Annotated in this window: 15 protein-coding genes and 1 pseudogene; 10 read left to right on the top strand and 6 right to left on the bottom strand. The window is 60.0% G+C overall.

The features are described from left to right. The coding region (locus tag B5P46_RS21790) for a transposase (protein WP_164986507.1) at positions 1–132 on the top strand (132 nt) is incomplete at its 5' end. On the opposite strand, the gene B5P46_RS21785 is transcribed toward B5P46_RS21790, so the two are convergent. Both B5P46_RS21785 and B5P46_RS21780 read right to left on the bottom strand, forming a co-directional pair. Then, positions 133–450 (bottom strand): TfoX/Sxy family protein, encoded by a 318-nt coding sequence (locus B5P46_RS21785; RefSeq protein ID WP_003540033.1) that lies wholly within the window; start codon positions 448–450, stop codon positions 133–135. Between the two features lie 29 nt (positions 451–479). Further along, positions 480–974, bottom strand: a complete 495-nt coding sequence (locus B5P46_RS21780) for a flavin reductase (RefSeq protein WP_094085862.1) — start codon at positions 972–974, stop codon at positions 480–482. Between the two features lie 182 nt (positions 975–1,156). Between B5P46_RS21780 and B5P46_RS21775 the strand changes: the two genes are divergently transcribed. From B5P46_RS21775 to purB, 5 genes are all read left to right on the top strand, one after another. Next, on the top strand, positions 1,157–2,239 hold the full coding sequence (locus B5P46_RS21775; protein WP_129420506.1) for a branched-chain amino acid ABC transporter substrate-binding protein: 1,083 nt from the start codon (positions 1,157–1,159) through the stop codon (positions 2,237–2,239). A 64-nt stretch (positions 2,240–2,303) separates the two neighbouring features. Continuing rightward, positions 2,304–2,981, top strand: a complete 678-nt coding sequence (rpe, locus tag B5P46_RS21770; RefSeq protein ID WP_003559730.1) for a ribulose-phosphate 3-epimerase — start codon at positions 2,304–2,306, stop codon at positions 2,979–2,981. Continuing rightward, positions 2,978–3,703 carry a DUF2259 domain-containing protein gene (locus B5P46_RS21765; protein WP_129420505.1) on the top strand — a complete coding sequence of 242 codons (726 nt, stop codon included), beginning with the start codon at positions 2,978–2,980 and terminating at the stop codon, positions 3,701–3,703. The genes rpe and B5P46_RS21765 overlap by 4 nt, the downstream gene beginning before the upstream one ends. A 33-nt stretch (positions 3,704–3,736) precedes the next feature. Beyond that, entirely contained in the window at positions 3,737–4,222 is a 486-nt protein-coding gene (locus B5P46_RS21760; RefSeq protein WP_129420504.1) for a hypothetical protein, read from the top strand. Between the two features lie 118 nt (positions 4,223–4,340). Continuing rightward, positions 4,341–5,648 (top strand): adenylosuccinate lyase, encoded by a 1,308-nt coding sequence (gene purB, locus B5P46_RS21755; protein WP_018072252.1) that lies wholly within the window; start codon positions 4,341–4,343, stop codon positions 5,646–5,648. Positions 5,649–5,723: 75 nt separating this feature from the next. Here the strand turns inward: purB and B5P46_RS21750 are convergent, their stop codons facing one another. Beyond that, positions 5,724–6,125 (bottom strand): hypothetical protein, encoded by a 402-nt coding sequence (locus tag B5P46_RS21750; RefSeq protein WP_129420503.1) that lies wholly within the window; start codon positions 6,123–6,125, stop codon positions 5,724–5,726. 52 nt (positions 6,126–6,177) lie between these two features. After that, a pseudogene (locus B5P46_RS35000) lies at positions 6,178–6,382 on the bottom strand (low affinity iron permease family protein); the annotation flags it as partial. 807 nt (positions 6,383–7,189) lie between these two features. On the opposite strand from B5P46_RS35000, the gene B5P46_RS35290 reads away from it, so the two are divergent. Together B5P46_RS35290 and B5P46_RS21740 are read left to right on the top strand one after the other, a co-directional pair. Continuing rightward, on the top strand, positions 7,190–7,321 hold the full coding sequence (locus B5P46_RS35290; protein ID WP_281023489.1) for a hypothetical protein: 132 nt from the start codon (positions 7,190–7,192) through the stop codon (positions 7,319–7,321). Positions 7,322–7,458: 137 nt separating this feature from the next. After that, complete coding sequence (locus B5P46_RS21740; protein ID WP_245456207.1) at positions 7,459–7,896, top strand: hypothetical protein; 438 nt, start codon at positions 7,459–7,461, stop codon at positions 7,894–7,896. A gap of 223 nt (positions 7,897–8,119) precedes the next feature. On the opposite strand, the gene B5P46_RS21735 is transcribed toward B5P46_RS21740, so the two are convergent. Continuing rightward, positions 8,120–8,587, bottom strand: coding sequence for a low affinity iron permease family protein (locus B5P46_RS21735; protein WP_129420556.1), 468 nt, complete (start codon positions 8,585–8,587; stop codon positions 8,120–8,122). 165 nt (positions 8,588–8,752) lie between these two features. Further along, entirely contained in the window at positions 8,753–9,559 is an 807-nt protein-coding gene (locus B5P46_RS21730; RefSeq protein ID WP_129420502.1) for a DUF2189 domain-containing protein, read from the bottom strand. A 176-nt stretch (positions 9,560–9,735) separates the two neighbouring features. Here B5P46_RS21730 and B5P46_RS21725 point away from each other — a divergent pair, with 176 nt between their 5' ends. Continuing rightward, positions 9,736–10,290 (top strand): RBBP9/YdeN family alpha/beta hydrolase, encoded by a 555-nt coding sequence (locus B5P46_RS21725; protein WP_129420501.1) that lies wholly within the window; start codon positions 9,736–9,738, stop codon positions 10,288–10,290. Between the two features lie 96 nt (positions 10,291–10,386). Further along, the gene (locus B5P46_RS21720) at positions 10,387–12,684 is read left to right on the top strand and encodes a bifunctional diguanylate cyclase/phosphodiesterase (protein WP_129420500.1); all 2,298 of its coding nucleotides are present in this window, start codon (positions 10,387–10,389) and stop codon (positions 12,682–12,684) included.

Raw genomic sequence — 12,684 nt, 5'->3', positions numbered from 1 at the left:
CACCGAAAAGCCCATCTGCCAAACTGGACCCACATGTACAATTGGCATCGTCCTCATGGTAGCCTGAAATCAAAAACACCCATCGGTCGCCTCGGTCTCAACCGAGACAACCTGTTGAGGCTCCACATCTAGCTATTCGGCGCGAAGCGACGCCTCATAGGCAAGCCGCACCCATTTCGCCATCAGATCGGGATCGTCGTAGGCCTCGTCGGGGATCGACCAGTAGGGCATTTTTACCGGCTTGCCCTTTTTGCCCTCATAAGTCCATTGCGTGGCGCCGGCGGCGGCAAACTCCGGGGCGCTCGTCTCGTCGGCCTTCAGCAGCATTTCGTCGCGCACTTCGAGCGCGATGATGCGCCCGAGATGATAGATGCCTTTGCCGCCGAACATGCGCTTGACGGTGACGGGGCCAAGCCCTTGAAACATTTCCTCGATCCCGGCATTGTCCATTCTCTGCTTCCTCGAATTCGCAAGCCGGATTACAGCGCGTGATAATCCCGGTTCAAATAGATCAGCGCCGGGTGTTTTTCGCTGAAGCGGACAGCCGCGACCTCGCCGAAGATGACATTGTGCGTCGGCATTTCCTTGATGTCGATCACCCGGCAATCGAAGGCGGCGAGCGCATCGAAGAGAACCGGCGCGCCGGTGACGAGTGTGTCGAAACGGGCGCTGGCGAAGCGGTCGTCATTGGTAAGCGCGGTGCGCCCGGAGAAAGCGTCGGCAACGGCCTGGTGATGGGCGCCAAGCGTGTTGAGCACGAAGACGCCGCTACGGAAGAAGATCTCGTTCTTCGGATTGGTGTTGTTGAGGCAGATCAGCACCGAGGCCGGATTGTCCGAGACCGAGCAGGCGGCGGTGATGGTGACGCCGCGACGCAACTCGCCCATCGCCGTCGTCACGAGCTGCACATGGCCGGCATACCGGCTCATGGCATCGCGATAAAGGCCGGGGTCGATATGCTGCCTGTTCAACACCTGCTTCTCCGTGCGCGCGCTTTATGCCTGGATTGTCTTGCCATCGCGCCAATATGGCGAGCATCGGTTACCTTTTCTACAATAGGACCGGTGAAAAGCGCTGTGTTGCGCTTGTTTTTCTTTGACGATCGCGGCCTTGCGGATAAAAGGGCATGGACGATGGCTAGGGATCTCCGCCTTTCATGATCAACCTGCGTGGCATAGCAGCTTTTCTGGCGCTGCTGGGAGCGGCGGCTGAAAGCCATGCGGCCGGCGTGACGATCGGTGTCGTCGCCCCTCAGAACGGACCGCTCGCCCTCCTCGGCGCCCAGATTGCCGCCGGCGCCGGTTTCGAGATCCAACAGTCCGGAAATACCCTCGTCGCCATCAACGAGACCTGCGAGGACAATAGTGGTGCCGCGGTCGCCGATGCGCTTGTCAATGCCAAGGTGCAGGTCGCGGTCGGCTTTCTCTGCAGCGAGACGCTGGAAGGCGCGCTGCCGAAGCTGAAGGACGCCAATATTCCGGCGATCACCGTCTCCGTGCGCTCCCGCATCCTGATGGAGGATGCGCTGAAGAACGGCTGGCCGCTTTTCCGGGCGGCGCCCGCCGACGGTGCCGAGGCGGCAAAGGTCATCGAGGTGATCCTGAAAGACTGGGCCGCCGATCCGATCGCCCTGATCGAGGACGGTACCATCCATGGTCGCGAACTGACGGAAGCGGTACGCAATGCACTGGAGCAGAACGGCCTGAAGCCGGTCTTTACCGACACCTACCGGCCGGGACAGGAACAGCAGATCGCCCTCGTCCGCCGCCTGAAACGGGCCGGCGCCACCAGGGTCTTCATCGGCGGCGACCGCAACGACGTCGCCGTCATCGCCCGCGACGCCAAGGCCGAGAACATCCAGCTGTCCATCCTCGGCGGCGATGCTATGCGCGCTGCCGACCAGCCGCTGCCGCTTGATGCCGGCGTGCGCGCCGTCGCCCTGCCAGAATACGCTATCCTGCCGGAAGGCACGGCTGCGGCCGACGCGCTGCGCGCCAAAGGCATCGAGCCGGAAGGTTATGTCCTGCCGTCGCTGGCCGCCGCCCTCATTGCCGGCCAGGCGGGACAAGCCGCCGCTGCGGCGGGCAAGCCACTCCAGGAGGCACTTCTCGACGCGACATTCCAGACGCCGGTCGGCACAATTGCCTTCACCGGTGCGCATGAACTTTCGCAAAACCCCTACCGCCTGCTCGAATGGCGGGGCAACGGCTTTTTTCCACCTGCCGCGCCGACGCAATGAGCGGCGCGCCGGCCTTGAATTCGGGCCCCGCGCTCAAATGGCGGCCCATACGGAGTAAGATTTGATGACGCTGCCCATTCGCATTGCCCCCTCGATCCTCGCGGCGGATTTCGCCAGGCTCGGCGAGGAGGTGCGCGACGTGACGGCCGCCGGCGCCGACTGGATTCATCTCGACGTGATGGACGGGCATTTCGTGCCGAACATCTCCTTCGGCCCCGATGTCATCAAGTCGCTTCGCTCCTATACATCAGCCACCTTCGACTGCCACCTGATGATCTCGCCGGTAGACGACTATCTCGAAGCCTTCGCCAAGGCCGGCTGCGACCGTATCACCGTCCATGCCGAAGCCGGACCGCATCTGCACCGTTCGCTGCAGACCATCCGCAATCTCGGCAAGAAGGTCGGAGTGACGATCAATCCGGCGACACCGCTCAGCGCCATCGAGAACGTGCTCGATGATGTCGATCTCATCTTGATCATGTCGGTCAATCCCGGCTTCGGTGGGCAGAAGTTCATTCCGGCGATGGCGAAGAAGATCGCGGCGGCAAAGTCACTGATCGGTGATCGGCCGATCGAACTCGAGGTCGATGGCGGCGTCACGGTGGAAACGGCGCCTGATATCGCGCGGGCGGGCGGCAACGTCCTCGTCGCCGGATCGGCAATTTTCAAGGGCGATACGGTCGAGGATTATCGCCGGACTGTCGCCGATCTGCGTCAGGCAGCCGAAGGGGCACGAGCATGAAAAAACGTCTGATCATCGGTGGCATGCTTGCTGCCGCATTTGCCGGCCTGCCCGGCCTGTCACTTGCCGGCGATATCGCCAATATTCAGCCGATCGGCTTTTCCGCCGACGGCAAGGTCTTCGGATTTCAGGAGTTCGGCATCGAGGAGAGCGGCAACCTTCCCTACTCCAACACCTATTTCATCGATACCGAAGACGGCCACTATCTCGAGGCCACACCCTTCCATACTGAACTGACCGACAAGGACGCCAATCTCTCCAAGGCGCGGCGGCAGAACCTGACGGCGGCGCGCAGCCAGATGGACAAATACGATCTTCTGACCAATCCCGGCCTGATCGCCGCCTTCAATCCGCCGACCGAACTCGGCTCCCCTTCGAAGACGATCCGGTACACGACGCTTGCGACTGATGGTCCGCCGAAATCGCCCTATACGCTCTCGCTCGGCGAAATGCCGGTCCCGACGCCGAAGGATTGCGCTGCGGTCAACAAACGGGTCATCGGCTTCAGCCTGCAGATGATCGAAAAGGAAGGCGCTCCGAACCGGCAGGCGGCGCGCCAGGCCACTGCAGTTCCGGCCGAGCGCGTATGTTCCGTCGAATACCGGATCGGCGGCGCCGTGGTCTATCAGCCGGAAGGCGGAAACCAGGTTCACATCGCCCTCGTCCTGGCCTTCGATGCCGACAGGAACGGACGCTGGATTGCCGTCCCGGTTCATCCCTGAGCCATGGATCGCCCAAGGACGGATCGCCCCCGGATGGATCGTCTAAGAGCTGCACGGCCGCCCTACCCTGACCTGATCGCCGGTGCGTTGCTTTGGGGCATGCAGATGCTCGCCGCCGCCATGCTCGGCCTTTACCTGCGCAATGGCCTGCAGACGAGCCGCCTTGCCGAGGTCGCAGCACTCTATTTCGCCGGCGGCCTGTTTGCCTGGCCGTTTGCCCTGCCGGTCGCCCGCTTCCTCGCCTTTGACAGGCCGCTGGAAACGCGTTTTGCCGCTTTTTTCGTGACGCTGACAGCGGCCACGATCCTGATGACCGCCTTCCTCTTCGCCATGGAATACCGGATGTTCTATGCGCGCTGGCATGCGCCTTTCGGCAGTATCGTCTGGGCCTTCCAGTTCGTCTTCACCAGTATCAGCGCCGTCTATCAGTTCCTGGTGATCGGCCTGCGCCTCTTCCTGCCGCTCGGCCTCGTCTGTCTTGTCGCAAGCAGCTATCATCTTGCCAAACGCATGCGTTGAGATTGCCGCCCGTCTTTGCTACAGGGGCCTAAAGCAATTTCAGCAAAAGTGCCCAGCGGTTTTGCGTCCGGAATTGCGTCTTAGACGCTCAAACCTCTTGAAGTGAAGGCAGCCGCCCATGATCCCGCGTTATTCCCGGCCCGAAATGGTCGCCATCTGGTCTCCCGAAACCAAGTTCCGCATCTGGTTCGAGATCGAGGCGCATGCCTGCGACGCGCTGGCCGAACTCGGCGTCATCCCGAAATCGGCGGCAAAGACGATCTGGGAGAAAGGCGGCGCCGCCACCTTCGACGTTGACCGCATCGATGAGATCGAGGCCGTCACCAAGCATGACGTCATCGCCTTCCTTACCCACCTCGCCGAGATCGTCGGCCCGGATGCGCGCTTCGTCCACCAGGGCATGACCTCGTCCGACGTGCTCGACACCTGCTTCAACGTCCAGCTGGTGCGCGCCACCGACATTCTGCTTGCCGATATCGACCGGCTGCTAGAGGCGCTGAAAAGCCGCGCCTTCGAACACAAGGACACCGTCACCATCGGCCGTTCGCACGGCATCCATGCCGAGCCCACCACCTTCGGTGTCAAGCTGGCGCTCGCCTATGCCGAATTCGAGCGCTGCCGCCAGCGCCTCGTCGCCGCCCGCGAGGAAGTCGCGACCTGCGCCATCTCGGGCGCCGTCGGCACCTTCGCCAATATCGATCCGCGCGTCGAGGAACATGTCGCCGAGGCGCTTGGCCTGAAGGCCGAGCCGGTCTCGACGCAGGTCATCCCGCGTGACCGCCACGCCATGTATTTCGCCACCCTTGGCGTCGTTGCCTCGTCGATCGAGCGGCTGGCGACCGAAATCCGCCACCTGCAGCGCACCGAGGTGCTGGAGGCCGAGGAATATTTCTCGCCCGGCCAGAAGGGCTCTTCGGCCATGCCGCACAAGCGCAACCCGGTTCTGACCGAAAACCTGACGGGCCTTGCCCGCATGGTCCGATCCTACGCCATGCCGGCGATGGAAAACGTCGCCCTCTGGCACGAGCGCGATATCTCGCATTCCTCGGTCGAGCGCATGATCGGCCCCGATGCCACAGTGACGCTCGATTTCGCCCTGTCGCGGCTTGCCGGCGTCATCGAGAAGCTGCTGGTCTACCCTGAGAACATGGAAAAGAACCTCAACAAGTTCCGCGGCCTCGTCCATTCGCAGCGTGTCCTGCTGGCACTGACCCAGGCCGGCACCTCCCGCGAGGACGCCTACCGCCTGGTGCAGCGCAACGCCATGAAGGTATGGGAACAGGGCAAGGATTTTCTGGAGGAGCTGCTTGCCGACGCCGAAGTCCGCGCTGCCCTCTCCGAGGAAGACATCCGCGAAAAATTCGACCTCGGCTACCATACCAAACACGTCGACACGATCTTCCGCCGCGTCTTTGGCAACGCCTGAGCGATCTGCAATCAACGATATAGCGGCGCCCGTGCGGGCGCCGTTTTTCTGCCGGCACACCTCTCCGTCGAGAATCTATCGAACGGCTTTTCCCCTCAATCGCAGCCTGATCATAACTGTGAAGTAGATGCATGCGACAAGGACAGAAGGCAGAGAAATAATTAGGAAAAAAGCTAACAAGGCCAGCCTCTGAATACTTCCACCTGACAACAACAAGAAGGCCGCCACAATCAGCAAAAAAGTTACTATAAAAATGATTGATGACCAAAGAAATGGCCGTGAATTTATTTCAATGTATTTAACGCGATAAAAAATAAACAATACAAAAACGATTGGTAGCGAAACAATAAACTTTAGAATAAACGCGATAAAGCCGATATCGTCGAAGAAAAATGGCAAATGACCTAGTGCCATTCCTATGAAATAAGCCTGAAAGAACAGTTCGACCTGCGGCTCTCTAAGAAGGGAGTCGTTCATTTTCCCCTACGGAGTTGGATTTAATGAACTTAATATAATTGCCGATCGTATTTCACAGTTTAGCTTTCTCAAGCGGCCGTTGTTTTTGCTTCGGTGCTTTGGCAACCACAGGACGCTTGCGTGCCTCCGCCTTTTTCGACGGTCCTGCATTCGCTGCCTCCGCTCCCTGCCTTTGGCGACCTTGGCGACCAGCTCGTCGAGCCGTTTCAGCTCTTCCTCGTCGAGATTTTCGATGCGATGAAACGGTTCTCGGCATGGATGCCCAGGCTCTTTTGGCTGAAGCCCACCCGGAGATCAGAAAAGCGTGGTTCTGGCCGACCGCTTGGAAAGAAGTAAGTCAGCACGGTCCCACAGCATCGTCACTGTTTTTGGCGGGAGTGGCGCAAAGCAAAAGACTTTAGCCCTGCAAAGGACGCTGCGATCAATCTGAAAAGCATTCCTTCTTCGATCGACGTCGCTTATCCTTCCTCGCGGACGCTGCTGCCGACTTTAATGGTCCTGCCTATGCTCGAGAAGAATACCGAGATCGCCGTTCCACTTTTTGTTCCTGCTTCTTTGCGTGGTTGCGCAACCTTTCAATGTCCCGCCTGATTTGCATAATGAAATGGTTGCACTCGCGGCTGACACATTTCTTTTTGGTCCGATGTTCCGAAGCCTTCGTTCGCTTCGGCAATGGATTACTCACACCACTGTCGAATGGCGTGTCTATTGGGGGAAAAGCGTGAATAAAATTCATTTAGCAAGAAGATCAATAATAATATTGTCTGTCGCTTATTTTATTTCTTTTTACTGCCTTCACAGGCAAGCAGCATATTACGAAAGCGTAAACGAAGAACTTTCCGATATTATTCGGTTTCGTGGCCCTTTGGCAGGAATGCTATTGATATCTCCACAGGTTTATCCGCTGATGATACTTGCTGGATTCTTGCTTCTCTTGAGGAATAGGGATGATGTAGTAAAGCAGCTAATGTGTATCTGGTCGGTAGTATTTGTACTTGGCTCAGCGTGGACCGCTCTGGTCATCTATTTAATTGAAAACGGCTAAATTTCAAAGGAGATATACCATGGCAGACCCGACATCGCTGTTCACACGGGAAACGACAGACTTTATCGTACGGAATGCATCTGAAGCCAATACCGCAGCTTTGTCCGTCAGCGTCGAGGTCAAGACCGGCAGCCGGCGTATCCTTGATTAACTCTATTCGCCGTTGGCCGAGATCGTATCTGAAGCGATGCAGGAGCGATGAGGCCTGTGTCCGACGAGTTCACGGTTCGCTGACCGGATTCAGCCGCTGACGCAGTGACGCCTGCCGCCCAAAATACGAGATCAACAATGACAACAGAGGTTCTAGTGAAGAAAGCATTTATTCTGTCGGTTGCCACGATGTGCGTCAGTGCAGCGTTGGCCAGTTGCACGACCACCGGTCCGGATGGATTGTCGCGTCATCAAAAAAATATCACCGTGGCAAGCGGTGAGCGCACCAAGCTTGGTGTCGCCTTCAGCCTCAATCCTGACTGCAGCGCCAAAGCAGTACCAGAGGTCCGCATCCGCGAGGCCCCGAAGCATGGCAAAGTGGAGAGCCTGCGCGAACTCGCGTTCCCCAATGGCAAGGGCGAATATAAGAAGTGCAATGGCACAAAGGTACTTTCGACGGTAGGGTACTACACGTCTGACAGGGGCTTTGTCGGCAAGGACAGAATTGTTGTTCGCACATCCGATAAAAACGGCCATGTCGATGAAGGTGTGCTGAATATCACTGTTGTGGAATAGTCATGCTGCGATGGTAGCCGGCATCGTGATCTCATGACGCCGCCTGGCCAATAACCAAACTTCGATACTGTGAGAACTCCCGTGAACATGCGACACGGGATTTTCATTGTTCGGCCCTCCTTCTCCTTGCTGGGGGACATGCCCAAGCTCATCAAGAGGGAGAATACCTCCGCATTGTGATCGCAGGCAGTCGGTAAGCCCATAAAAAATAACCGACCGATCTCTATCTCTGCTTCACCGGCTTGGCCGAAACCCGTCGTTTGCGCGCCTCCGCCTTTTTCGACGGCGCCGCATTTGCTGCTTCGGTTGACTCCTCTGTCCTGCAAGCCTCGCTCTCGCCCCTGCCCTTTGCGGCCTTGGCGACCAGCTGGTCGAGACGTTTCAGCTCCTCCTCGTCGAGATTCTCGATGCCGATGAAACGGTTCTCGGCATGGCTGGTCAGGATGATTTCGTTGAGCTTGGCCTGAATCGCCCGTGTGTCGCGCGTCTGGGCGTTCTGCAGCACGAAGACCATCAGGAAAGTGACGATCGTCGTGCCGGTATTGATGACCAGCTGCCAGGTTTCCGAATAATCGAAGAAGGGGCCGAGTGCCGCCCAGATGACGACGGCGATCAGCGCCAGGATGAAGATGACGGGTTTGCCCGCCCATTCCGATACTTTTGTTGCGAAGTGGGCAAACAGATGCTTCATCATCACCTCAAAGATCCTCCCGCAAAGTCCCGAGAGCATAATGTCGACGACATCATGCTCTCGGCTAAACAAACTCCGAGGCAAGTTCGAGGTTCCCAGGGATCTCAGATTCCCCCAGGGATCCGAGATTCCCGGGGGCGGGATTCCCCGCAGGCAGGGCCGTGGTTACACGGTGGCTTCCCGCGCAATAAGCTTGCGATAGAGATGCCAGGTCGCATGACCGAGGATCGGGATGACGAGCGCAAGCCCGGCAAAGACCGGGATCGTGCCGATGACGAGCAGCGCGGCGACGATCAGGCCCCAGAGCAGCACCGGCACCGGATTGAGAATAGTCGCGCGGATCGACGCCGTGACGGCAGCGACCGCCCCGACATCGCGGTCGAGCAGCAGCGGAAAGGTGATGACGGTCATCGCCAGCACGACGAGAGCAAAGACGAAGCCGATGAGATTGCCCCAGATGATCAACTGCATGCCCTCTGACGTGCCGAAGACCTGGCGGAAAAAGTCCGCCATGCTGCGCGGAAAGACCTCGCCGAGCAGATTGCTGTAGAGCGTCTGCGCCGTCACCAGCCAGACGACGAAGAGGCCGCAGAGCATCAGTCCGACCGCCACGATCGCTGGCAGCGCCGGCGAATGGCGCACGTCGAGCGCATGCTTCCATGAGGTGTCGAGGCCGGCCTCGCGCCGGCGACTGATCTCATAGAGGCCAATCGCCGCGATCGGGCCAATCAGCACGAAACCTGCCATCAGCGGGAAGACCATCGGCAAAAGATTGGCGCCCGAGGTCCACAGCGTCAGGAAGACGCCGGCGATCGGGTACATCAGGCACAGGAACACATAGTGGGACGGTTTCTCCATGAAATCGTCGTATCCGCGCTTCAGCGCGTCGAAGACGTCGGCGATACCGATGCGATTGACGACGGGCCGCGCTAAGCTTTCGCCAGCACCCGTCATGACGTGAAATGCCGCCATGGCTTTCTCCTCCTCAGCCGAGACCTGATCGGCGGCGGACAGCATCGGCGGACAAGCCGATACGAATTCCGCAACCGGCACTGGAGGAATATAGCAACTTTCAGGGCCTGTGTCGCTCCCTCCCTTGACATCCCCCTCTTGACATCTTGGACCAGCTTTCTCACATCGGCGGCATCATGAAAGCCTCAGACGCAGATATCCTCATCATCCCCGGTTACACCAACTCCGGCCCGAGCCATTGGCAGAGCCGCTGGGAGGCAAAACTCAGCACGGCGCGCCGCGTCGAACAGGCCGAATGGACAAAGCCGGTCCGCGAGGATTGGATCGCCCGCATCGCCGAGGAAGTGAACGCCTCGACCCGCCCGGTCGTTCTCGTCGCCCATTCGCTGGGCGTGCCCTCGGTGATCCATGCCATCCCGCATTTCCGCAACCGGGTGGCGGGCGCTTTCCTCGTCGCCCCGCCCGATGTCGCCAATCCCGACATCCGCCCGAAACACCTGATGACCTTCGGCCCCTATCCGCGCGATCCGCTGCCCTTCCCGTCGATAACCGTGGCCAGCCGCAACGATCCGTTCGGCACCTACGAGCATGCCGACGATGTCGCCAGCAGCTGGGGCTCCTTCCTCGTCGATGCCGGCGAGGCCGGCCATATCAATGCCGATTCCGGTCACGGCCCCTGGCCCGAAGGCACCATGGTCCTTGCCCAGTTCCTCGGCCGGCTCTCCGCCTGATTGCGGAAAAGACGCCGCCTCGCTTGTTGAGCAGGTGCTTTCTAAGTCTTTCTTAATGGAATGACAGCAGACTGCGCCGAGGTGAGATAAGCGAGAATGCCCGTGAAGAAAGCCCATACAGAGGCCGGCGATCCGCATGGCGATGCCGCAGCGGTTGAGGCAGGCATCGGCAATGGGGCAACCGACGATTCCGACCTGGCCGAGCGGGAGAGCCGCTGGAACCATGCGCTCGTCGGCTCGGGCCTCGGCGTATGGGATCACAACTACCGTCTCGACCGGAAATATTACTCGCCGACGTGGAAAACCATGCGCGGCATGGCGCCCGACGAGGAAGCCGCTGGCGATTACGACGCCTGGCTGCAGCTCGTCCATCCCGACGATCGCGATTTCGTCGTCCATGCAATCGACCGGCAGAACGCCGGCGATCCAAACTTCCAGATCTTCGAATATCGCGAGCGCCATAAGGATGGCCACTGGGTCTGGATCGAGTGTCGCGGCGCCTGCGTCGAATGGGACGAGAACGGCGTGCCGACGCGTATCATCGGCACGGATACGGATATCACCGCCCGCAAGGAAGCAGAGGAGACGCTGTCGCGTTTGTCGCGCCGGCTCGATCTGGCGCTGGAGATTTCCCGCATCGGCGTTTTCGAGGCCGATATCGAGCATGATGTCGTCGAATGGGACGACCGCCTCATTGCCATTTACGGACTGCAGGGCGCCTCGCGCCAGATTGCCAGCGACGCCTGGGCGAAAAGCCTGCATCCCGACGACCGCGAGCGCGTGCTTGGCTTGTCCGACCGCAGCGTCGAGAGTGGAAGCGATTTCCAGCAGGAATACCGCATCATTCGCGGCGACGGAGCCGAACGCGTCATCCGCGCCCGCTCGGCCTTCTTCGTCGACGGCAACGGCCACCGCAAGCTGATCGGCGCCAACTGGGACGTCACCGAGGAAGTCGCGCTCCGCAACGAGCTGCGGCGCGCCAAGGATCTGGCGGAAGCCCGCAACCGCGAGCTCGAAGCCGCCAAGGAGAGTATCGAGCACCTGGCGCTGCACGATTATCTCACCGGCCTGCCGAACCGCCGCTATCTCGACAAGATGCTGGGCGAGCGCTCGGCCGAATGCCGGGCAAAGGGCCTGGCGCTGGCGATCCTGCATATCGATCTCGACCGCTTCAAGCAGATCAACGACACGCTCGGCCACCGGGCTGGCGACGCCATGCTGCAGCATGCCGCAAGCGTGCTGAGGAATTCCGTCCGCGCCGCCGATTTCGTCGCCCGCATCGGCGGCGATGAATTCGTCATCCTCTGCGCCGTCGATCCAGCGTCGAAGAAGATCGCCGGCCTTGCCGAACGTGTTATCCGCGAATTGCGCAAACCCGTCAGATATGAGGGGCACGATTGCCGTTTCGGCGCCAGCATCGGCATCGCCATCGATAGCGGACCGACGCTCGACGCCAAGCAGATGCTGCTCGACGCCGATATCGCGCTGTATCGGGCCAAGGGCCTGGGTCGCAACCGCTTCGAATTCTTCTCGGCCGCTGCCCGCCGCGACATCATCTCCGCCAAGCACCTTGCCGACGAGATCCTGATCGGCCTCGAACGCAATGAATTCGTGCCCTTCTATCAGCTGCAGTTCGATGCCCGCACGCTCGATGTCGCAGGTGTCGAAACGCTTGCACGCTGGCAGCATCCGGTGCACGGGCTGCTGACGCCCGATCGCTTCCTCGATATCGCCGAGGATCTCGACGTCGTCTCGACCATCGACGCCCTCATCTTGGAGCGCGCCATTGCCGACCGTAAGACGTGGGTGAAGGACGGGCTGCCGATCCCGAAGGTATCGGTCAACGTCTCCGCCAGGCGGCTCGCCGATCCCGATCTCGGCAAGAAGCTCCGCGCCTTGAAGATCGAGCCCGGCACGTTCTCCTTCGAGCTGCTGGAATCGATCTCGCTCGACGATTGCGACGAGGCGGTGGTCGCCAACCTGAAAAAGCTGCGCAAGCTCGGCATCGACATTCAGATCGACGATTTCGGCACCGGCCATGCCTCGATCGTAAGCCTGCTGCGCTTGAGCCCGAAGACGCTGAAGATCGACCGCGAGCTGATCCGCATGCTGCCGCAATCGGCCGAGCAGCGCAAACTCGTCGGCTCGATCATCGATATCGGTCGCTCGCTGAACATCCTGGTCATCGCCGAGGGCGTCGAGACGGCGGAGCATATCCGCATCCTCGAAGAACTCGACTGTGACACGCTGCAGGGCTTCGCGCTCGCCCGGCCGATGCCGGCCATGCAGATCCCCTCCTTCATCCGCTCCGGCAGCTGGCGCCACGGGCAAATCGCCGCTCGCGCCTTGCAGGCGCAGCTTCGTCGCGCGCTGCGAAGCAGAGCCGCCAAATAA

It is taken from the genome of Rhizobium leguminosarum, assembly GCF_004123835.1.
Classification (GTDB): Bacteria; Pseudomonadota; Alphaproteobacteria; order Rhizobiales; family Rhizobiaceae; genus Rhizobium; species Rhizobium leguminosarum_M.
Note: the sequence above shows the minus strand (reverse complement) of the source record. Positions and strands in the feature narration are given on the sequence as shown.